Below are 22,199 nucleotides of genomic sequence, written 5' to 3'. Positions count from 1 at the left end.
ACGCGCCGTGGACCCTGCACGCCCGCGGCGTCCTGGCACCCGACGACGGCCGGGACACCGTCGCGGACCCCGGCGAGTGGCCGCCGCGCGACGCCCGGCAGGCAGCCGGCACACCCGGGACGTGGGTTCGCGACGGCGAGATCCTCGCCGAGGTCACCCTCCCCGACGGCGCCACCGCCGACGGCTGGGGCCTGCACCCCGCGCTGCTGGACGCGGCCCTGCGCACCGCCGCCGCGCTCGGCCGGGACGCCACCACCGACGCCACGACCGACGCCGCCACCGGGCCGGACCGGATCGAGGGCCTGACCCTGCACGCCACCGGCGCCGGCACGCTGCGCGTGCGGATCACCGGGACCGGTCCCGGGACGTTCGCCCTCGTCGCCACCGACCCCACCGGCGCCCCGGTGCTCACCGCCGACACCGTCCACACCGGAGGGACGGGCGACGCGCAGGCGCCCGCCGCGACCGGGCAGGGTGGGCTGTTCGGCCTGCACTGGACCCCCGTCGAGCTCGGCGACCGTGCCGCGGGCACCCGCTGGGCCGTCGTCGGCGACGACGAGCTCGACCTCGGCTACGCGATGCACCGCGCCGACGAGACCGTCAGCGCCTACGCCGAGTCCCTCGGCGGGGCCGTCGGCGACACCGGGCTCGCCCCCGACGTCTTCCTCATCCCGGTCGTCGGCGACCCGGACGGCGGCGCGGCCGCCGTGCACACCCTGACCACCCGGGTGCTGGGCCTGCTGCAGGAGTGGCTCGACGAGCCGCGCCTCGCCGACGCGCGCCTCGTCGTCGTCACGCGGGGTGCGGTCGCCGCCGACGGCGGGACCGTCACCGACCCGGCGGCCGCCGCCGTCTGGGGCCTGGTGCGCGCCGCGCAGACGGAGAACCCGGGCCGGATCCGGCTCGTCGACCTCGACGACACGTTCCGCTCGGCCGGAGTCCTGCCGCACCTGCTGCTCCTCGACGAGCAGCAGCTGCTGGTCCGCGACCACGCGGTCCGCGCCGCCCGCCTGGCCCGGCTGCCGGAGGCCGCACCGGACACCACACGTCCGGCGGCGGACTGGGACCCGGACGGCACCGTCCTGGTCACCGGCGGCACCGGTGGGCTCGGTGCGCTGCTCGCCCGGCACCTCGTCACGACCGGCCGGACCCGGAACCTGCTGCTGGCGAGCCGGCGCGGCCCGGACGCCCCCGGCGCGGCCGCGCTGCGCGACGAGCTGACCGCGCTCGGCGCCGCCGTCACGGTCACCGCGTGCGACGCCGGCGACCCCGACGCCGTCACCGCGCTGGTCGGGTCCGTCCCGGCCGGGCGCCCGCTGACCGCGGTCGTCCACACCGCCGGCGTCCTCGACGACGGCCTCACCGGCTCGCTCACCCCCGAGCGCCTCGCCGGGGTGCTGCGTCCCAAGCTCGACGCCGCGTGGCACCTGCACGCCGCGACCCGCGAGCTGCCGCTGGCCGCGTTCGTCCTCTACTCGTCGGTGTCGGGGATCCTCGGCAGCGCCGGGCAGGCCAACTACGCCGCCGCCAACGCGGGCCTCGACGGGCTGGCCCGGTACCGGGCCGGGCTCGGGCTGCCCGCGGTGTCGCTCGGCTGGGGCCCGTGGGGCCGGGGGAGCGGCATGACCGAGCAGGTCGGCGACGCCGACCTGGAGCGGATGGCCCGCGGCGGGCTGCCCGCCCTCGACGCCGCCGACGGTCTCGCCCTGTTCGACGCCGCACTCGCCCGGCCGGAGCCGGTCCTCGTCCCGACCCGGATCAACGTCGCCGGGCTGGCCGTGCAGCAGGCGCTGCCCGCGCTGTGGCGGGACCTGGTGCCCCGCACCCGCCGCACCGCCGCCGCGGCGGGCTCGTCGCCGGTCACGGTGCGGGAGCGGCTGCGCCACCTCGACCCGGCCGGGCAGGAGGCGCTGCTCGTCGAGCTCGTCACCGGCTACACGGCCGGGCTGCTCGGCCACGAGGACCCGGCGGCGGTCGACCCGGAGCGCGGCTTCCTGGAGCTGGGCTTCGACTCACTCGTCGCGGTGGGGCTGCGCAACCAGCTCGGCGAGGTCCTCGGGCTGCGACTCGCCGGGTCGATCGTCTTCGACAGCACGACCCCGGTGAAGCTCGCCCGGCGGCTGCACGAGCAGATCGAGCAGGCCCCCGCACCCGGTGCGACGCCGGTCGCCACGGCCGGGCGGCCCGCGGCGCACGGCGACGAGACGCTCGTCGGCATGTTCCACGCCGCCGTCCGCGGCGGGAAGCTGGTGGAGGCGATGCGGATGCTCAAGGCCGCCGCGAACACCCGTCCGATGTTCGCGTCCCCGGCCGAGCTGGAGGAGCTGTCCGAGCCGGTCACCCTCGCCGAGGGGCCCACCGACCCGCGGCTGATCTTCGTCAGTGCGCCCGGTGCGACCGGCGGCGTGCACCAGTACGCCCGGATCGCCGCGCACTTCCGCGGCAGCCGGCACGTGTCCGCGCTGCCGCTGATGGGCTTCGCACCCGGCGAGCAGCTGCCCGCCACCAGCGAGGCCGCCGCCCGCATCGTCGCCGAGAGCGTGCTGCTGGCCAGCGACGGCGAGCCGTTCGTCATGGTCGGCCACTCCACCGGCGGCTCGCTGGCCTACCTCGCCGCGGGCGTCCTCGAGGACACCTGGGGCGTGCGGCCGGAGGCGGTCGTCCTGCTCGACACCGCCTCCATCCGCTGGGACGCGGCCGAGGGCAACGACCTGGACCGCACGACCCGCTTCTACCTGGCCGACATCGACTCGCCGTCGGTGACGCTGAACAGCGCGCGGATGTCGGCGATGGCGCACTGGTTCATGACGATGACCGAGATCGACTCGCCCCCGACGACCGCGCCGACGCTGCTCGTCCGCGCCGCCCGCGACGTCGAGGACTTCATCCTGGACACCTCCGCGGTGCCCGCCGACGCCGTCGTCGACATCGACGCCGACCACCTCTCGCTCGCCATGGAGCACTCGTCGCTGACCGCCGGCGCGATCGAGACCTGGCTCGCCGAGCTGCCCGCCCCGACCACGGAGGACGTCTCATGAGCACCCCGGCCACCTGCCCGGTCACCGGTGACGGGCCGCCGTCGCTGGGTGGGCAGACCCCGCCCGTCCTGCGGATGAGCCCGCTGCTGCGCGAGCTGCAGCAACAGGCGCCGGTCTGCCGGGTCCGCACCCCCGCCGGTGACGACGGCTGGCTGGTCACCCGCTACGCCGAGCTCAAGTCCCTGCTGCACGACGAGCGTCTCGGCCGCGCGCACGCCGACCCGCCGAACGCCCCGCGGTACGTGCAGAACCCGTTCCTGGACCTGCTCGTCGTCGACGACGCCGAGCAGGCCAGGGACCTGCACAAGGAGATGCGGCGGCTGCTGACCCCGCAGTTCTCCGCGCGGCGGGTGCTGAATCTGATGCCTGCCGTGTCCGCGATCGCCGAGGAGGTCCTCGACGGGTTCGTCGCCGCCGGCGCCCCCGGGGACCTGCACGGCGGGTTCTCGATGCCGTACTCGCTGACCGTCCTGTGCGCGCTGATCGGTATCCCGCCCGCGGACCGCCCCGCGCTCGTGCAGACGATCATGACGATGGGCGACCTGGACGACTCCGAGCGCGTCGCCTCGGGTCAGGCCGAACTCTTCGGCCTGCTGTCCGGCATCGCCCGGCGCAAGCGGATCGACCCCACCGACGACGTCATCTCCCGGCTCTGCGACCAGGTGCCCGACGAGCGGATCGGCCCGATCGCCGCCGGCCTGCTGTTCGCCGGCCTGGACAGCGTCGCCAGCCACGTCGACCTGGGCGTGCTCCTCTTCTCGGCCTACCCGGACCAGCTCGAGGCCGCGCTCGCCGACGAGCGCACCATGCGCGAGGCCGTCGAGGAGATCCTGCGCTGCGCCAAGGCCGGCGGCTCGGTGCTGCCCCGCTACGCCACCGACGACGTCGAGATCGGCGACGTCACCATCCGCACCGGCGACCTGGTGCTGCTCGACTTCACCCTGGTCAACTTCGACACCGAGGTGTTCGACGAGCCCGAGGTGTTCGACATCCGCAGGCAGTCGAACCCGCACCTGACCTTCGGGCACGGCATGTGGCACTGCATCGGCGCCCCGCTGGCCCGGATGTCCCTGCGGATCGCCTTCACCCAGCTGTTCACCCGGCTCCCCGGGCTGCGCCCCGCAGGTCCGGTGGAGGAGATGCGCCGTGGCTCCGAGGGCCTCTCCGGCGGCCTGACGGAGCTCCCCGTGACCTGGTGAGTCTCGTGATCACGGATCGGGAGGGGAGACGGCCACATGCGGCCGCGTGGCTTCCCGATCCGTGATCAGGTGGGTGTCGGCGCCCGGTCCGGGGCCGGGCTTCGTGGCCCCCGGGCCGGAGGGTCGCAGCCGGCCGATGGGGTGGCGCGGCGCGGTGGATGATCCGGTGCGCCCACGAGGGGGGCCCGACGGCAGCTCGATCCCGTGCCGCGCTCGTGTTCTGCACCGGCTCGCGGTGCTGAGCAGCGGGTCCGGGTGGGCGCCGGACTCGGTGATCACGGATCGGGAAGGGGTCCGGTCACATCTGTCCGGGTGGTTTCCCGATCCGTGATCACGTGGCTCGGCGGGAGCGCCCTGTGTTCCCGGTCCGATCCGGCGGCAGCTGCCGGGGATGGCACGGGCGTGGTGGGAGGGGTGCCACGAGGGGTGTCGGACACCAGCTCGATCCCGTGCCGGGAGCGCTCGTCATCGGCACCGGCTCGCGCTGCTGAGCAGCGGGTCCGGGTGCGGGCCGAGCCTGGTGATCACGGATCGGGAGGAGAACCGGCCACATCTGTCCGCATGGCTTCCCGATCCGTGATCACTGGTGTCAGGTCCAGGTCACCGGGAGCTCGTGCAGGCCGAAGTGTCAAGTGCCGGGTTTGGTAGAGGCTGAGTTCTCATGCTCCGGCGGGCTGCCGGGCGGTCGTGGTGGTGGCGTTATGGATCTCGTACTCGACCGGCGGGACGAAGCCGAGTTCGCCGTGTAGTCGGCGGTGGTTGTACCAGTCGACGTACTCGGCGACCGCGAGTTCAAGGTCGCTGATCCCCGCCCACGGCCCCTTGTTGCGGATCAATTCGGCCTTGAACAACGAGTTGAATGCCTCCGCCATCGCGTTATCATAGGAATCGCCGACCGACCCGACGGAAGCGACGACACCAGCTTCGCCGAGCCGCTCAGTGTAGCGAATGGCAACGTATTGGACACCGCGGTCCGAATGATGCGTTAACCGCGACAGATCTGCACCGCTGCGTTCCCTGATCCAGATCCCCATGTTGAGTGCGTCTAGGGCGAGATCGGTGTAGAGATGACGTGACAGCTGCCAACCCACGATCCTCCGGGAGAACGCGTCCAAGACGAACGAGGCATACACCCAACCGGAATGCGTCTAGATGTAGGTGATGTCGGCGACCCACAACCGGTTCGGGGCCGTCGCGGTGAAGTCGCGCTCGACCAGGTCCGGGCGCAGGTCGGGGCTGTCGGCACGGATGGTGGTCCGCGGCACCCGCTGCCGCCGGACACCGCGCAGGCCTGCGGCTTTCATGAGCCGGCCGACGGTGCACCGCGCGACCGGCCGGTCGTCCACGCCGCCTTCGCGGCCCAGCTGTGCCCAGACTTTCCGGACGCCGTAGACGCCGTAGTTCTCGGCGTGCACGCGTGCGATCTCGGCGGAGACGAGGATGTCGCGTTCCGCCCGGGCCGAGGGTGGACGGGTCTTCGCCGCATAGTAGGCACTCGGGGCGATCGGGATACCGGCGTCTTTCAGCACGGCACAGATCGGCCCGACCCCGAACTCGTTCCTGTTCTTGTCGATGTAGTCGGTGACTACCGTTGCGGGCGGTCGAGCTCCGCCGCGAAGAAAGCCGAAGCGGACTTGAGAATGGTGTTGGCCCGGCGGAGTTCACGGGTCTCCCGCTCCAGCTCCGCCAGCCGAGCGGCCTGATCGGTCGTCGTCCCAGGCCGGGATCCAGCGTCGATCTCGGCTTGCTTCACCCAGCCGCGCAGGGTTTCCGGAAGGATTCCCAGCTGGTCACCGATACGGCGGCAGACGTTCGTGCCGGCGTTGACAGGGTCGGCCTTGGCGTCGAGGACCAGCCGGATCGCTCGTTCCCGCAGCTCGTTGGGGTGCTTCCGTGGGGCTGCCATCGCTGCTCATCATCTCCTGGCTTGACACCCTCCATCAAACCCGGCGCGAGACACTTCACCACCCCCGCTTTGCACTTGCAGACTTCCGCAAGTCTATAAGTCCGCATCCGATGCGGCCACAGAGGGTCGGAAAGCTCCCGTTCGCCGTCAGGGCGGGTTCCCGTCCGCGTCAATCCGAGCCGCGTCCGCCCTGCTGGCTGCCCGTCCTGTGGCGCGCCGCGGGCACGCTAAGACCGTTGCTCCGCCCACCTGGGCTGTGCGCCCTCCTGCGGCCGTCCACCGCGGTGCCCGGCTAGGTTGAGCGGGTGAGCAACGAAGAGCTGCTGCGCCGCTACCAGGCAGGTGGCGGTCGGCTGGCCGCCTCGAACGCACAGGGGCTCGCCGTTCCCCCGACCTTGAAGACCGCCGTCGTGACGTGCATGGATGCCCGCATCGACGTCTTCGCCCTGTTCGGGCTCGCACTCGGCGAAGTACACGTGCTGCGTAACGCCGGAGGAGTGGTCACCGACGACATCGTGCGGTCGCTGGCCATCAGCCAGCGCAAGCTGGACACGCGCGACGTCGTCCTCGTCCAGCACTCCGGGTGCGGGCTGGCCACGTTCACCGACCACGAGTTCACCGAGGAGCTCGCCGAGGAGACCGGCCGCCGGCCTCAGTGGCGGACCCACGCCTTTGCCAGCCCGGTCATCAGCGTTCGGCGCGACATCGTGCAGCTGCGCCACGAGACCTTTCTCCATCCCGACACCGTCGTCCGAGGGTTCGTCCTCGACATCGAGCAGTTCACCCTCGAAGAGGTGTTCACGCAGTGAGTCGACCTGTCGGCCGCTCTGCCACACCCGACGCCGCTCACCAGGCGGCACTCCCGGTCGCTGATGTGCGAGGGACAGGGGTCTCAGGTGTTACCCGCGGTGTGTCGCACTCTCTGTGACGACGACGGAGCCAGTTCGCGCATCATGTCACGCTCGGTGCATACGAGAGGGCTCCAACAGAGTGGGTTGGTCGAGATGTCGGCCTCCGGGAGAACCATGACGTCCGCTACGGCCTCGCCGCCGGCACGCAGAGTCCTACGCCAGAAGCGCCGGGGGCCGGGTAGCCCGGTGGTGCAGGCGCAGGGGTGCGCCAGCTCGGTGTCGGCCAACACCGCCTATCGGGCCGGGGCCGACGACACGCTGTGTGTCGATCCGCTCCGCCGTCTGCATGCCGGCCCGGACATCTCAGAGGTCTGACTACCAAGCCGAGGACGTAAGACCGAGAGTTCCACGGGCCGTAGGGCCCACCAGCCACGATGACGCGGGACGAGTTGGGGGCCGCGCCATCACGCCCGGACGGGTGGGGTCATGTCGGGGGATGTGACCCCGCCTGGGCCGGGCGGTCGATGCCCTCGTCCCCCTGGACGAACAGAAGGCGGGTGTGGTCGATCCTGAACAGCTAACGGTGGAGCTTCATCGTGAGGTGGCCGGTCTGCGAGACGATCGGCCTGCTGTCAGGCACGCGGCGGCAAGCCGGCATGGGCCGGCTGTATAAGCCGCGCGGATCCTGAACCATGAGTGACCGGCGAATACTGGAGGTCTCGAATATCGCACCTGTGCCAGTCAACGGGCGCTGGCTTCGTTCCATGCAATTGGCGTGCAACTAGCGGCGGACAACGACGGTCAGCCGAGGTTCAGTGCGCCTGTGGTTCCTCCTGCTCAGCGTCGACGAGCGCGGGTTCGGCGAGACCTTCCAAACTGGCTACGTTCGCAGCAACGTTCTGCGGTCCTGATCCCCTCCTAGGATCGGCGCTGTGGTTCGCTACGAATGCGGGGACTGTGGGGCGCTACTGGAGTGCGACGATCAACGCTGCGGACAGTGCGACAGCCCTAACCGAGCGATCTACGCCGACGCCGACGCCGCCGTCGGCCTGGATGCGCGAATCAACACGCAGGCCCGGTACGGGGCGCCCGGTCAGATTAGGCCACACCGCAGGACCTACGACGAGATCCGGTGGAGTCATGATCGGCACCGTATAGAAAGACGGATCATGATCACAGACAACGAGAACGACTACTCTTTGCAGGAGTGGCGAACCCTAGACGCTGACCAGGTCACCTGGCGTAAGGAAAGCAAGCTGAGCGACCCAGCGCTCCACGGAGAGTCTGCTCGTCGCTCGGAGCCGCCTCTCCCAGAGTGAGTGACTAACTGAGTGACAACTGCACTACCGATCGCCGGACGTCGACGGATGTCACCGGACGGTTGACCAGCACGGAGTCTGCGCTCAGCGCAGCTCTAAGACCCGCCGCCAGTGCCTGGGGGTCAAGGGGTCGCAGGTTCAAATCCTGTCGTCCCGACAGGCCGTACGACAGCCCGTTGATCTGGACATGTTCCAGGTCAACGGGCTGTTTCGTTCTCCGGGTGGACGACACCGTGTGGCTCAGCGCCGGTTCCGCTCGGCGAGCTCCTTGAAGTTCAGCAGCTGCCGTCGGGCCATGACCAGGTCGCCGACGGACAGCCCGACGCCCACCCAGCGGTTGACGTTCATGACGACCTTGAGGAGCAGGCGCGTCGTGTCGTGGTCGTGTGGCACGAGCACGTAGGACATGACGGCGCCGATGACGGTGCCGGTCAGCTGTCTCCCCGGGTCGACCGACACGATCCGGCCCATTCCCCGCCCACCGGCGGTGGTGAACCGTTCTCCGACGCGGGGGTCGGGAAGGCCCACCAGCTCGCGGGGCGAGCGCCGGCCCAGGTTGTCGATCCAGTCGTACGAGTACGGCGCCAGCCTGACCTGCGCGACCCACGGCCACAGAGCCTCGGCGGGCGCCTCGACGGTCACGCCTCGCCACACCTGCACCGTGGGGGAGGCGACGACGTCGTCGCACGGGTAGGAGCGTGCGACCTCGTGGTCGCTCACACCCCACCGGTCACCGAGCATGCCCCGATCCTGCACCATCGTCGCCGTCCGACGGGCGGGCGCGCTCCGCCCGGGCCGCGGGCTGGGCCCGCCGCGCCGACGCCGCGCCGTGCAGGAGGGCGAAGCGCTCGTCCTCGTGTCACGGACGGGTACGCAGCAGCGATGCGGCGAGCAGCGCGACCTCGACCTGCAGCCGGTCGTCGCCGAGCGGCCGGCCCCGCAGGTCCTCGGCCTTGCGCACCCGGTAGTGCACCGTGTTCTTGTGCAGGTGCAGCCGGCCGGCTGCCTGCGTGTAGCTGCCCCCGGAGGCGAGGAAGACCCGCAGCGTCTCCCGCACCTGGTCGACACCGGGCTCGTCGGAGTCCAGATCGGACAGTACGCGGGCGACCCAGCGGCGCAGGTCCTCGGTCCGTTCGGTGAGCAGGGCCGGGATGGCGACGTCGTCGAACTCCGTCACCGGCGGGGTGAGGACGGAGTTCTCGACGACCGCCCGGGCCCGGACCGCCTCGGCGAGCGACCCGCGGAACCCCGACAGGCCGGCCGCGGGCGCTCCGAGCGCGACACACACGTCGCCCGGCATCCGGGCACGGAGGAGCTCGACGTCGAGCGTCGGTGCGGTCGGTCCGGAGTGCCACGCCCACAGCGTGCGGCTGTCGGCCAGCACCGTCAGAGGGGGCCGCCCCGCCGCGTCGTGCAGCAGGCGGGCACCGGCCTGGAGCAGCCCGTCGTCGTCCGCGGCGTCCGTCGGCCCCGACACCCAGAGCACGGCCGCCCGGTGCCAGCCGCGCACCGGCAGCCCCAGCAGCTCGTCGGCGGCGCTGTCCGAGAGCGGATCGGTGTCGAGGACCATCCGGATCCTGGCTGCCAGGCCGGCGCCGGAGCGGGTGCTCCACCGGCGCCGCTCGGTCTCGTAGATGTCGATCAGCCCTTCGACCACCTGGTCGATGTAGCGGTTGGTGCGCTCGGACAGCGACGCCACCGCGGCCAGGACGACGTCCGGGTCGCGTCGATCGCCCCGGCGCAGCGAGTCGAGCGCCCACTGCCCGAACCGGTGCTCGCCGAGCCGGTAGGCGCGCAGCAGGGCCTCCAGGGACAGCTCGTGCTGGGCGAAGCGGCGCGCGTACTCCGCCGCCGCCGGCGGGACCGCGATCTGCTCGACCGGGATCGCGTGCGCCAGGAGGTCCACGATGCCCACCAGGTTCGCCGAGGTGCTGGCGACCATCAGCTGCCGCACGGCCTCGTCGTGCCGGAACTCCGGGATCATCTCGACGAACCAGTCGGTGAGCTCGACGGTGAGTTCCGGAAACCGGGCGTCGATGTCACGGGCGACGGTCGCCACGACGTCGTCGACGTGGGCGGACATGCCGCCGAACCTATAGCGCCCGACGACCGCGACCGACACCACCCGCGACGTTCACCTGTCCGGGGCCGGGTTTGTGCCGTGCGCACAACGGCGGTCCGCGACTTCATGACGTGCGCCCATGGTGACCGTCACACCGCGGTCCTACCTTTCCTCCACCCGACAACGACCGTCCGGAGGATGGCCCCGATGCACATCGCCGTGCTTCCGCAGGAACGGGCAAGGACCGCACCGCACTCACCGTGCGTCGCCGACGACGCCCGGGCGCTCGACAACTCCGCGTTCGCGCACGCGGTACTCGGCGCGGCGGCGGCGCTCCGTTCCGCGGGCGTGGCACGCGGCGACGTCGTCGCCGTGATGCTGGCGAACCGGGTGGAGTTCGTGGTGACGCTGTTCGCCGCGTGGCACCTCGGCGCCGTCGTCACCCCGGTGAACCCCGCCCTGACCACCGACGAGGCCGGCTTCCAGATCACCGACGCCGGCGCGGGCGTCGTCGTGGGGGAGCGGGCCGCCTCGGACCTGGTGACGCTGGACGTCGCCGAGCTCGACGCCGATCCGGACACCGCTCCCGCGCCCTCCACGGTGGAACCGGACGGGCTCGCGCTGCTGATCTACACCAGCGGGACCACCGGGCGTCCCAAGGGCGTGATGCTCGACCACACGAACATCGGGGTCATGTGCGAGACGATCGTCGCCGCCCTCGGGCTGGACGGCTCGGACCACAGCCTGCTGGTCCTGCTGCTGTTCCACGTGAACGGGATCGTCGTCTCGGTGCTGTCGCCGTTGCTCGCCGGCGGGTGCGCGTCGATCGTCGGCCGGTTCCGCGCCGGCTCCTTCGCCGCCGAGCTGGAGCGCGTCCGTCCGACCTACTTCTCCGCGGTCCCCGCGATCTACGCCATGCTCGTGGCGCTGCCGCGCGAGGTGCAGCCGGACACGAGCTCGTTGCGCCGGGTGATCTGCGGCGCCGCACCGATGCCTGCCGAGCTCATCGCCCGGTTCGAGCAGCGCTTCGGGGTCCCCGTGATCGAGGGGTACGGCCTGTCCGAGGCGACCTGCGCCTCGACGCTCAACCCCCCGTCCGGACCGCGCAAGCCGGGGACGGTCGGCCTGCCGCTGCCCGGGCAGCGGATCGCGCTGGTCGACGCCACCGGAGCCGTCGTCACCGCCGGGCCGGGGGAGGTGGTGATCTCCGGGCCCACCGTCATGCGCGGCTACCTGAACCGTCCGGAGGAGACCGCAGCGACGATCAGGAACGGGTGGCTGCACACCGGTGACGTCGGGCGGTTCGACGACGACGGCCATCTCGTCCTCGTGGACCGGATCAAGGACATGATCATCCGTGGTGGGGAGAACCTCTACCCCAAGGAGATCGAGAACGCGCTGCATGCGCACCCGGCGGTGAACGAGGCGGCGGTCGTCGGTGCACCGGACCCGGTCCTCGGCGAGGTCCCGGTGGCCCACGTCGCCCTGCTCCCCGGGAGCTCGGCGACACCCGACGACCTGACCGCGCACTGTGCCGGCCGGCTGGCCCGGACCAAGGTCCCGGCGCGCATCACGATCGTCGGTTCCCTGCCGAGGAACCCGGTCGGAAAGATCGACAAACCGGCGTTGCGCCGGATACCCGAACCGGCCGGCTGACCCGCTCGGCCCCACCTCCTCCGCCCGCGGACCCGACGGTCCGGCGGGCGGCCCCACCGTGCCGCAACGAGCGGCTCCGCCGACGACGACGTCTCGCTACAAGGGGTTTCACCATGGGTTTCACGACGGGGAAGTTTCCCCCGGTCGATCCGGACACGTTCCTGGACGAGCCGCTGTCGGAACGGACGAGGACGCTCGCGCTGCACTGGGTGCAGTACGGGTTCGGATCGCCGGCGATGATCCCGCTCGTCTACGTGTTCAAGCTGCTGTTCCTCTACATCCTGGCCGGGACGGCGCTCATCACGTGGACGTCCGGTGTCGGCCCGTTCTGGGACGTCGCGGGCTGGTGGGACGAGCCGATCGTCTACCAGAAGCTGGTGCTCTGGACCGCGATGCTCGAGGCCGTCGGGGTGGCCGGCTCCTGGGGCCCCATGGCAGGCAAGTTCACGCCGATGACCGGGGGGATCCTGTTCTGGGCACGACCGGGCACGATCCGGCTGCGCCCGTGGAAGGCGGTCCCGGGCACCGCCGGCGACACCCGCACGGTGCTCGACGTCGCGCTCTACCTCGCGCTGCTCGCCTCGCTGCTGGTCGCGATCGTGCTTCCCGGCGTGCCGTCGGCGTCGCTGAGCGCCGTGCTGCCGGACGACACCGCAGGACTCGTCGCTCCCTGGCTGATGATCGCTCCGGTCGTCCTGCTGGTGCTGTGCGGCCTGCGCGACAAGACGATCTTCCTCGCGGCCCGGAGCGAGCAGTACCTGCCGGCCATGCTGTTCTTAGGTCTCCTGCCGTTCGTCGACATGATCGTCGCGGCGAAGCTGCTGATCTGCACCGTCTGGATCTGCGCGGGCATCTCCAAGTTCGGGCGGCACTTCACCAACGTGATCCCCCCGATGGTGTCCAACAGCCCGTGCATCCCGTCGACGTGGATCAAGCGGATGCACTTCCGGGACTTCCCGCGCGACGTCCGCCCGTCCCGGCTCGCGACGTTCATGGCGCACGTCGGCGGCACCACCGTCGAGATCATCACGCCGCTGGTGCTGCTGTTCTCCACGAACCACTGGCTGACCCTGGCCGGGGTGGTCCTGATGGTGGTGTTCCACCTCTTCATCACCTCCACGTTCCCGCTGGCGGTGCTGCTGGAGTGGAACCTGCTGTTCGGCTACCTGACGATCTTCCTGTTCCTCGGATTCCCGAACGAGGCGGGCTTCGGGCCCGCCGACATGTCCTCCCCGGCGCTGACCCTGGCGATCGTGGCCGGCCTGGTGGCGTTCCCGATCCTCGGGAACCTGCGCCCCGACCTGGTGTCGTTCCTCCCGTCCATGCGCCAGTACGCCGGTAACTGGGCCTCGGCGCTGTGGACCTTCACCCCGGGTGCCGAGGCGAAGCTCAACGGCCTGCCCCACCGGCCGACGAAGAACCAGATCGACCAGCTGCAGGCGTCCGGCTACGCCCCCGCTGCCGCCGAGATCACCCTGCAGCAGACGATCGCCTGGCGCTCCCTGCACTCCCAGGGCCGCGGCCTGTTCTCGGTCCTCGGAGCCCGGCTCGACGACATCGAGTCGCGCACCGTGCGCGAGGCCGAGTTCGGGTGCAACTCCGTCATCGGGTTCAACTTCGGCGACGGGCACCTGCACGACGCCGACCTCATCGACGCCATCCAGAGGAGGATCGGGTTCGCACCCGGCGAGTTCGTCGTCGCCTGGGTCGAGTCCCAGGCCATCCACTCGAAGGTCCAGCACTACCAGCTGATCGACGCCGCGCTCGGAGTGATCGAGACCGGGTACTGGAACGTCGCCGACGCCGTCGCGGAGCAGCCCTGGCTGCCCGACGGCCCGATCCCGCTCACCGTCACCTGGCGTGCACCGGAGCGCGCCGACGAGGCAGGCACCGGGAGCGCACCCGTCCTGACCACCGGTTCCGAGGAGGAGTCATGACCGCAGCGCTGCAGGGCCGGGTCGTGGTCGTGACCGGCGCCGGGAAGGGGCTGGGCCGGGCCGTGGCCGAGCGGTTCGGAGCCGAGGGCGCGACCGTCGTGGTCTCCGACATCGACGGGGACGCCGCGGAGAGGGTGGCCGCCGGGATCCCGGGGGCCTCGCACCGGCCGTGCGACGTCCGTGACGAGCAGCAGGTCCAGGACCTGGTCGCCGCGACCGTGGACCGGCACGGCGGGCTGCACGTGCTGGTGCCCAACGCCGGCGTCGGGAAGGCCGAGGCACTGCTGCAGATGGATCTGGCGGCCTGGCGCGCGGTCACGTCGGTGAACCTCGACGGTGTGTTCCTGTCGATCCGCTACGGCGCCCCCGCGATCATCGCCTCGGGCGGCGGCACGATCGTCACCCTCGCCTCGGTCACCGCGACGACCGGGTCCGCCCTGGTCGGTCACTACGCCGCGGTGAAGGCAGGGGTGGTCAACCTGACCAGGACCGCGGCCACCGAGCTGGGGCCGCACGGCGTGCGCGTCAACGCGTTGCTCCCCGGCTTCGTCGACACCGATCTCGTCACGTCGGCCGCTCCCGACTTCGAGGCGGCGCTCGGTCTGCCCCCCGGCGGGTTCGACGGCCTCATCGAGCAGAAGCAGGGGCGCTACGGCACGCCCGGTGAGATCGCCGAGGCGGCGCTGTTCTTCGCCTCCGACCGCTCCGCCTTCTGCAACGGCAGCGGCCTCGTCCTGGACGGCGGCCTCCACGCCTCCCTCCTCTGACCCCCGGCGTTCCCGATCCCCCAGGAGTACGACATGACCCCACTGCCGTGGGCAGGACCGTCCTGCCGGCCGGCCGAGGCGGGCGGATGAGCACCGCGACCGTCGTCGGGGCCGGCCCGAACGGCCTCGTGGCGGCCGCAGTCCTGGCCCGGGCCGGGGTCGAGGTGACCGTGCTGGAGGCCGCCGCCGAGATCGGGGGCGGCACCCGCACGGTCGAGGGCATCGTGCCGGGCCTGCTGATCGACCACTGCTCGGCCGTGCACCCCATGGCGGTCGGTTCGACGGTGCTGCGCGAGCTCGGCCTGGAGCGGCACGGGCTGCGATGGCGCCTGCCCGAGATCGACTGCGTCCACCCGCTCGACGGCGGCGACGCCGGTGTCCTCCACCGGTCGGTGGAGGACACCGCGGACGGGCTCGGGCCCGACGGACGGGTGTGGCGGGCGCTGCTGGCCGGCCCGTCGCGCGGCTACGACACGCTGGCCGAGGACGTGCTGGGTCCGCTGCTGCGGGTTCCGGCGCACCCGCTGAGGCTGGCCCGGTTCGGGGCTCCGACGGTGCTCCCGGCCGAGGTCCTCGGCCGGGCGTTCCGTACCGAGCGGGGCCGGGCGCTGTTCATGGGTACTGCGGCGCACGCGTTCCGGCCGTTGAACCGGCCCCTGTCGAGCGCGATCGGGATGGGGATCCTGACGGCCGGGCACCGGCACGGCTGGGGGGCCGCCGAGGGTGGCTCCCGGGCGATCACCGACGCTCTCGCCGCGTCGCTGGGCGAGAGCGGCGTGACGATCGAGACCCGGACCCCGGTGAGCTCGGCCGACGAGCTGCCGCCCACCGACATCACGATCTGGGACGTCGGTCCCGACCGGCTCCCCGCGCTGCTCGGCGACCGGCTCCCGCCACGCATCGCCCGCGCCTACCGGCGCTTCCGGTACGGGCCGGCCGCGTTCAAGGTCGACTACGCGGTCCAGGGCGGCATCCCCTGGACGCGGCCGGAGGCGCGCCTGGCCGGCACCGTGCACGCCGTCGGCTCCGCCGGGGAGAACGTGCACGTCGAACGCGAGGTGCACGCCGGCCGGATGCCCGGGCGACCGTTCGTCCTGGTCGGACAGCAGTACCTCGCGGACCCGACCCGCTCCGCGGGCGACGTGCATCCCGTCTACGCCTACGCCCACGTCCCGTACGGCTACACCGGCGACGCCACCGAGGCGATCACCGCGCAGATCGAGCGGTTCGCGCCCGGGTTCCGGGACCGCGTCGTCGGGACCCTGCGCACCGGGCCACGGGAGTTCGCCGGGAACCCGAACTTCGCCGGGGGCAACATCCTCACCGGCGCCAAGGACGTCCGGCAGCTGGTGTTCGGGCCGCGGACGACGCTGCAGCCCTACGACACCGGGGCACCCGGTCACTACCTCTGCTCGGCGTCGACGCCGCCGGGACCGGGCGCGCACGGGATGTGCGGGGCACACGCCGCCGCGCGGGCGTTGACGCGGCTGGGGCGGGGAGCGGTGTCCGGACCTGCCGGGGCGTCCCCGCCCGACTCCGTGACGGCCCGCGCGCCGGCGCGCCCGGTACCCGCCACCTCCGCGTCCGCTCGCGAGGGCACGACCCTCTGGCGCTCGGATCTGCTGTCGGACTGGGCCCGCTTCCCCCTGACACCGCTGGCCCGGACGATGGGGCCGATCGCCACGGCCGACGCCGCCTGGTCCGAACTGGCGGACACGACCACCGGTCGCCCGGCGGTCGTCGTCCGGGACGGTCAGGCATGGCTCGACGCCGACGTCGCCGGACCGCGGCGGGCGGGCCGGCCGGTCACGGACGGGCTCCGCAGCCTGCACACCGAGGTGGACGCCGTGCGCGAGCGGCTACCCCGGATCGGACGGTCCGCCCAGCGGTCCGGTCCCACCGCGAACCGGTGCCGCGACCTCCTCGTCGAAACCGTCGCGCTGTCGGCGCCGGCAGTCCGTGCACTCGCGCACGCCGAGTACCGGCTGCTCGCAGCCGGCTCACCGGCGCCTCAGGTCGACGAGTCGCTGGTGGGCGGCCGCTCGTGCCGGCTGCTCGACGCGCTCTGGGAGGTCAGCCGGGTCGTCGCCCGCAGCTCCGACGGCTCGCTCCTGCTGAGCCGCGGGTTGCCGGGCCTCGGCGGCCGGCTCGGCACCGGCCACCCGGGACCCGCCCGCGAGGTGTTCCGCGCCGTCCGGTCCCTGCTCGACCACCACGGGCATCTCGGCGCTGCACCCTGGGACCTCGGTGTGCCGAGCTGGCGGAGCGACCCGTCCGGGATCCTGGCCCTGATCGACCGGCTCCGGACGGTCCCGGACGACCACCCGCCTCCCGTCGTCCGGCGGCCGAGCACGCCCCCCGCCGCGGCGGGGGAGCTCGGCGGCTGGGCCACGCTCCGAGCCGATGCCATGGACACGGTCTCCCGCATCGTCGCCGTGCAACGGACCATCGTGCGGCAGGCCGGGCGGGCCCTGCAGGAGGACGGCCTGCTGTTCGACGCTGCGCACGTCGCCATGCTCGACGGCGAGGAGCTCGTCGGCTGCGTGCCGGAGGACGTCGCCCTCCGGACCTACGACCACAATGCGCTGGACCTGTGGCTCCCGCCGCGGGAGATCGTCGGGCCGGTGCCGGCGGCCGTGCGGTGGATCCACGCGCGGGACGTTCCCCGCCTCGGGCCGGGCGAGGTCGTGCACGGCAGCGGAACCGGCGGCCGTGTCCGGGGCCGGGCGACCGTGCTCCGATCACCGGCCGGGGCGTCGCGCGTCCGTCCCGGCGACGTCGTCGTCGTCGCGAGCGGCGGGGCGGAGTGGCTCCCCGCGGTCCTGCTCGCCGGGGCGGTCGTGGTCGATGCCGGTATGTCCTGCTCGCCGCTCGCGGCCTTCTGTCGGATGTCCGCCGTCCCGTGCGTCATCGCCACGGAGACCGCGACCGTCCGGATCCGGGACGGCGACGACCTCGTCGTCGACGGTGCACTCGGGACGGTGACCCGCCGGCGGGGCTGAACGGGCCCGTCGCACCGCCCGGCGCGAGGGTGAGCCCGCGCCGGCCGGCGTGGAGTCACATCGCCAGCAGGACGTACGCGACCGGGACGGCGCCGCTCACAGCCGCCAGGAACGCGGCGGCGAGGGTCAGGACGCGGCTCGTACGGACGGGCGAGGTCGCGGTGTCGGGGGAGGTGCGGGGCAGAGCGGTCATTGCTTCTCTCTCATCGTCTCGGTGCGGATCGTGCTGACGCCTGGTGCATCGCGCCGGTCCGTTGCTTCGTTCCCGATGCGCGCGGTGTTCTGCCTCTCCTCGCCCCGACGGAGTGCCCGCGCCCACCCGGTCCCGGCCGGTCGTGGACCACCCGCCGGGACGCGGTCACCCGCCGTCCCGGCGACACGGGTCGCGCATGCCGAGCAGCCCGGCCGCGAGCTCCGCGTAGTGGGCGCCGAGCTCGTCGGGGGTCCAGCGCCCGCCCGGTTCGTACCAGCGGGCGACGTCGATGCCCAGCGAGAGGATCGCGGCGGTCGCGGCCCGCTCGTCGGGAACCGACAGGACGCCCGCGGCGGCCCCGCGCCCGACCAGCTCGCGGACGGTCCGCTCGGTCTGCCGGCGCAGGTCGAGCACCTCGGCGCGATGGTCCCCGTCGAGCGCCCCCAGCTCGTACTGGACCACCCGCGCGAGCGTGCGGTGTTCGGCGTGCCACCCGGTGAAGGCGCGCACCAGGACGTCGAGTGCCCGTCCGGGGTCGGGGTCCGCGGCCGCCGCCTCCCGCACCAGCGCGAGTGCCAGTGCGTGCCCGTGCCGGGCGAGGGCGAAGAGAACCTCCTCCTTGGAGGCGAAGTGGACGTAGAGGGCCGCGGTGCTCAGCCCGGAGCCCTGGGCGATGTGCCGGAGGCTGGTGCCGTGGAAGCCGCGCTCGGCGAACGAGTCCAGTGCCGATTCAGCGATGCGGCGTTGCGTCGCGTTCGGCCACGCGGCCCAGGGGTCCTGTGCCGCGGGCATCGCCTTGACCGGATCCGTCACGGCTCCGTAGCTTACTGATCGATCAGTAAGTTGGTGGCCCGCCTGTGAGGGAACGACGATGCCGCACGCCCGCGACCTGATCCTGTCCCGGCAGGATCTCCACTTCCTCCTCCACGACTGGCTGGACGTCGAGGCACTCACCACCCGTCCGCGGTTCGCCGACCACTCGCGGGAGACCGTCGACGCGGTGCTCGACCTGGCCGCGGAGATCGCCACCGAGAAGTTCGCCCCGCACAACCGGCGCAACGACGTCGAGGAGCCGGTGTTCGGCGGCACCGACGGGGTCGGCCGGGTGGAGCTGCACGACGAGGTCGCCCCCGCCCTCCGCGCGGCCGCGGAGGCCGGGCTGCTGTCCGCGACGATGGACGAGGCGGCGGGCGGGCTGCAGCTGCCGCACGTCGTCGGCGTGGCGGTGCAGGCGTGGTTCCACGCCGCCAACGTCGGAACCTGGGCCTACGCGATGCTGAGCGTCGCGAACGCGAACCTGCTGCTCGCCCTCGCGGACCCGGCCCTGGTCGAGCGGTACGTCCCGCCGATGCTGGAGGGCCGGATGCACGGCACCATGTGCCTGTCCGAGCCGCAGGCGGGATCCTCGCTCGCCGACATCACCACCCGGGCCGAGCCCGCGCCGGACGGGACCTACCGGGTCACGGGCACCAAGATGTGGATCTCGGGCGGGGACCACGAGCTCGGCGAGAACATCGTGCACCTCGTGCTGGCGAAGGTCCCGGGCGGACCGGCCGGGGTCAGGGGAATCTCGCTGTTCCTCGTCCCGAAGATCCTTCCCGACGGCCGCCGCAACGACGTCGCGCTCGCCGGGGTCAACCACAAGATGGGCTACCGGGGCACGGTCAACACGCTGCTCGCCTTCGGGGAGTCCGGCGGCGCCGTCGGGCACCTCGTCGGCGCGGAGGGTCAGGGCCTGGCCGCCATGTTCCTGATGATGAACGAGGCCCGGGTCGGCGTCGGCGTCGGGGCCGGTGCCGCCGCCCTCGCCTGCACCGGCTACCTCAAGTCCCTCGACTACGCCCGGAGCCGGCCGCAGGGCCGTCCGGCGGGAGAGAAGAACCCGTCCTCGCCGATGGTGCCGATCGTCCGGCACGCCGACGTGCGCCGGATGCTCCTGGCGCAGAAGTCCTACGCCGAGGGCGCCCTCGCGCTGGTCCTCTACTGCGGCCTGCTCGTCGACGAGGAGCGGACCGGCCCCGACCCGGAGGAGGCCCACCTGCTGCTGGAGACGCTGACCCCGATCGCGAAGAGCTGGCCGTCGCAGTGGGGGCTCGAGGCCAACGCGCTGGCGATCCAGGTGCAGGGTGGTTACGGCTACAGCCGCGAGTACGACGTCGAGCAGCACTACCGCGACAACCGGCTCAACGCGATCCACGAGGGCACCCACGGGATCCAGGCCGCGGACCTGCTGGGCCGCAAGGTCGTGATGGCCGGTGGGGCCGGGTTCGCCGCGCTCCGGAACCGGATCGCCGACACGATCGGCCGGGCCGGGGCCGACCCCGCGACGTCGGCGATGTCGGAGCAGCTGCAGGGCGCCCTCGACCGCCTCGTCGAGGTGACGGCGATCCTGCACGCCCACCCCGACGCCGAGGAACGCCTCGCCAACGCGAGCGTGTACCTCGAGGCGGCGGGGCACGTCGTCGTCGCGTGGCTGTGGCTGGACCAGGTCCTCGCCGCAGCCGGCCGCGACGACGACCTCGCCCGGGGCAAGCGGGCCGCGGCGCGGTACTTCTTCCGGTTCGAGCTGCCCCGGGTCATGCCGCAGCTCGACCTGCTGGCATCGCTGGACCGCACCACTCTGGACACCGACCCGGCCTGGCTCTGAGACGTGGAGGAGCGGCTGTCATCGACGTCACGATCACCCGGCGCGGGTGCCGAAGGAGTCGACGCGTCCCGGAGGGCGGCGCCGAGCCGGGCCGGCCACGGGCCCGAGTACCTCGCCGAGGCCCTCACGCGGGCAATGGGCACCTGACGCGCCCCGCGGGGCGGGACCGTCCGCTCCTGTGTCCGGATCAGGCCGGCCGTCGGGTGAACTCGTTCCGCAGCGACACGATGCGGCCGTCCGGTCCGACGGTCGCGCACTCGACCCCGGCCGCCGTGACGACGGAGCCGTCGGCGACCCGCGCCGCGCACGCCCACGTCGCCTCCTCCCGGCCGTCGGCGAGGACCCTGGTGTTCCAGTAGTGCGTGGCCTCGACCTGGACGGTGACGAAGTCCCGGTACAGCTCGCGCAGGGCGTCGCGGCCGCGGACGGGGACGTCGTCGAGCTGCACCACGGCGTCGGGGGCGAAGACGTCGAGGAGGTCGTCGAGGGCACCGTCGTCGGCGACGGCCCGGTCGGTCGCGGCGATGTAGCGGTCGAGGGCGAGCGGCGGTGTCGCGGGCATGTCGATCTCCTTCACAGAGGTGCTGGTCGTGGACGGGATCCAGACGCGACGATACGGGACCGTCCCGTCCCACCGTACGGGCGTCGCCGTCCCTGACGCCGCCCGGTAGCGCCGCATCGCGGTCGTGGTGACTCCGAAGGGGCCGTCCACCCCGCCGGTTCACCTGACGTTGCGAAGTAGTTTGCAAGTAGTGCCCTGTCTGCAAGACATCGTGCAGCTAGCGTCTCCCGCGTGTCGCTCCGTGCCGTCATCGACGAGAACCGATCCCGCCTCTCACCGGCCGATCTCGCCGTCGTGGACGTCCTGCTGTCGCATCCGACCGAGGCGGCGTTCCTCCCCGCCGAGCAGGTGGCCGGACGCGCGGGCGTGCACGTGGCGGCGGCGACCAGGCTGGCGAAGAAGCTCGGCTACACTGGCTACCCGCAGCTGCGGTCGACGTTCCAGTCCGAGCTGGTCGTCGGGACGGACGCGGCCGAGCGGGTGCGCCGCAGGCTGGACCGCTCCGACGACGTGCTGGCCGACCTCGTCGAGGACGAGGCGGACGCGCTGCGGGCGCTCCCGCGCGCCGTCGGCGGTGCGGAGATCGACGACGTCGCCGGCCGGATCCTCGCCGCGCGCCGCACTCTCGTCTACGCCCGGGGCAACGCCACCGTGCTCGGCGGGATGCTGGTCCGGCGGTTGCGCCGCTTCGGCCTGCCGGTCGTCGAGCTGCCGGGCTCGGACCGGGACCTGGCCGAGGAGCTGATCTCGCTCGGCCCCGGCGACCTCGTGGTCGCACTGGCCTTCCGCCGCGCGCCGCGCACCCTGCCCCCGCTGCTGGCCACCGCCGAGGAGATCGGGACCCCGGTGGTGCTGCTGACCGACGTCCTCGGGGGTGCGGGCGGCGGATCGCCCACGGTGCTCGTCGCACCGCGGGGCAGCGGGCGCGAGTTCCAGTCCCTCACCGCGCCGATGGCCGTGGTGAACGCACTCGTCCTCGGCATCGCCCGGCTCGCCGAGGACCGCACCACCGCAGCGCTGCGGAGGCTCGACGACCTGCTCGACCGCTTCGACTCCTGAC

The 22,199-nt window shown here is 72.6% G+C and carries 14 protein-coding genes, 1 pseudogene and 1 other annotated feature; of the genes and pseudogenes, 9 read left to right on the top strand and 6 right to left on the bottom strand.

Features of this window, described 5'->3' with window-relative positions; translation table 11 throughout:
• Positions 1–14 precede the first annotated feature (14 nt).
• Together Ae150APs1_RS33250 and Ae150APs1_RS30235 are read left to right on the top strand one after the other, a co-directional pair.
• Positions 15–3,038, top strand: coding sequence for a type I polyketide synthase (locus Ae150APs1_RS33250; RefSeq protein ID WP_349289903.1), 3,024 nt, complete (start codon positions 15–17; stop codon positions 3,036–3,038).
• Entirely contained in the window at positions 3,035–4,237 is a 1,203-nt protein-coding gene (locus tag Ae150APs1_RS30235; protein WP_010232938.1) for a cytochrome P450, read from the top strand. The genes Ae150APs1_RS33250 and Ae150APs1_RS30235 overlap by 4 nt, the downstream gene beginning before the upstream one ends.
• A gap of 659 nt (positions 4,238–4,896) precedes the next feature.
• On the opposite strand, the pseudogene Ae150APs1_RS03165 reads toward Ae150APs1_RS30235, so the two are convergent.
• Positions 4,897–6,143: pseudogene (locus Ae150APs1_RS03165) on the bottom strand (IS3 family transposase).
• Positions 5,734–5,862, bottom strand: a sequence feature (AL1L pseudoknot). It overlaps the preceding pseudogene by 129 nt.
• Positions 6,144–6,448: 305 nt before the next feature.
• Here Ae150APs1_RS03165 and Ae150APs1_RS03155 point away from each other — a divergent pair.
• The gene (locus Ae150APs1_RS03155) at positions 6,449–6,952 is read left to right on the top strand and encodes a carbonic anhydrase (RefSeq protein WP_060572284.1); all 504 of its coding nucleotides are present in this window, start codon (positions 6,449–6,451) and stop codon (positions 6,950–6,952) included.
• A gap of 1,601 nt (positions 6,953–8,553) precedes the next feature.
• On the opposite strand, the gene Ae150APs1_RS03150 is transcribed toward Ae150APs1_RS03155, so the two are convergent.
• Positions 8,554–9,054, bottom strand: a complete 501-nt coding sequence (locus Ae150APs1_RS03150) for a polyketide cyclase (RefSeq protein ID WP_075295663.1) — start codon at positions 9,052–9,054, stop codon at positions 8,554–8,556.
• Between the two features lie 118 nt (positions 9,055–9,172).
• Positions 9,173–10,396: a helix-turn-helix domain-containing protein gene (locus tag Ae150APs1_RS03145; RefSeq protein ID WP_075301617.1), complete on the bottom strand. Its 1,224-nt coding sequence runs from the start codon at positions 10,394–10,396 to the stop codon at positions 9,173–9,175.
• Between the two features lie 177 nt (positions 10,397–10,573).
• Between Ae150APs1_RS03145 and Ae150APs1_RS03140 the strand changes: the two genes are divergently transcribed.
• The 4 genes from Ae150APs1_RS03140 to Ae150APs1_RS34505 all read left to right on the top strand — a co-directional run bounded on the left by Ae150APs1_RS03140 (position 10,574) and on the right by Ae150APs1_RS34505 (position 17,737).
• Entirely contained in the window at positions 10,574–12,031 is a 1,458-nt protein-coding gene (locus Ae150APs1_RS03140; RefSeq protein ID WP_349289869.1) for an AMP-binding protein, read from the top strand.
• A 113-nt stretch (positions 12,032–12,144) separates the two neighbouring features.
• Positions 12,145–13,968 carry a DUF3556 domain-containing protein gene (locus Ae150APs1_RS03135; RefSeq protein ID WP_075295661.1) on the top strand — a complete coding sequence of 608 codons (1,824 nt, stop codon included), beginning with the start codon at positions 12,145–12,147 and terminating at the stop codon, positions 13,966–13,968.
• On the top strand, positions 13,965–14,735 hold the full coding sequence (locus tag Ae150APs1_RS03130; protein WP_075295659.1) for an SDR family oxidoreductase: 771 nt from the start codon (positions 13,965–13,967) through the stop codon (positions 14,733–14,735). Before Ae150APs1_RS03135 ends, Ae150APs1_RS03130 begins: the two co-directional genes overlap by 4 nt.
• 86 nt (positions 14,736–14,821) lie before the next feature.
• Complete coding sequence (locus Ae150APs1_RS34505; RefSeq protein ID WP_083703808.1) at positions 14,822–17,737, top strand: FAD-dependent oxidoreductase; 2,916 nt, start codon at positions 14,822–14,824, stop codon at positions 17,735–17,737.
• 55 nt (positions 17,738–17,792) lie between these two features.
• Here the strand turns inward: Ae150APs1_RS34505 and Ae150APs1_RS31850 are convergent, their stop codons facing one another.
• On the bottom strand, positions 17,793–17,930 hold the full coding sequence (locus Ae150APs1_RS31850) for a hypothetical protein (protein ID WP_168170481.1): 138 nt from the start codon (positions 17,928–17,930) through the stop codon (positions 17,793–17,795).
• A 165-nt stretch (positions 17,931–18,095) separates the two neighbouring features.
• Positions 18,096–18,743, bottom strand: coding sequence for a TetR/AcrR family transcriptional regulator (locus tag Ae150APs1_RS03115; protein ID WP_249266192.1), 648 nt, complete (start codon positions 18,741–18,743; stop codon positions 18,096–18,098).
• Positions 18,744–18,801: 58 nt separating this feature from the next.
• Between Ae150APs1_RS03115 and Ae150APs1_RS03110 the strand changes: the two genes are divergently transcribed.
• The gene (locus Ae150APs1_RS03110; RefSeq protein ID WP_075295657.1) at positions 18,802–20,577 is read left to right on the top strand and encodes an acyl-CoA dehydrogenase; all 1,776 of its coding nucleotides are present in this window, start codon (positions 18,802–18,804) and stop codon (positions 20,575–20,577) included.
• Between the two features lie 187 nt (positions 20,578–20,764).
• Here Ae150APs1_RS03110 and Ae150APs1_RS03105 read toward each other — a convergent pair whose 3' ends face one another.
• Positions 20,765–21,139 carry a nuclear transport factor 2 family protein gene (locus Ae150APs1_RS03105; RefSeq protein ID WP_075301614.1) on the bottom strand — a complete coding sequence of 125 codons (375 nt, stop codon included), beginning with the start codon at positions 21,137–21,139 and terminating at the stop codon, positions 20,765–20,767.
• Between the two features lie 231 nt (positions 21,140–21,370).
• Between Ae150APs1_RS03105 and Ae150APs1_RS03100 the strand changes: the two genes are divergently transcribed.
• Positions 21,371–22,198: a MurR/RpiR family transcriptional regulator gene (locus Ae150APs1_RS03100; protein ID WP_075295655.1), complete on the top strand. Its 828-nt coding sequence runs from the start codon at positions 21,371–21,373 to the stop codon at positions 22,196–22,198.
• The last annotated feature ends 1 nt before the right edge of the window (position 22,199 follow it).

Source organism: Pseudonocardia sp. Ae150A_Ps1, assembly GCF_001932315.1.
In the GTDB taxonomy this organism is placed as follows: Bacteria; Actinomycetota; Actinomycetes; order Mycobacteriales; family Pseudonocardiaceae; genus Pseudonocardia.
This window is presented reverse-complemented; position numbering and strand designations above follow the sequence as displayed.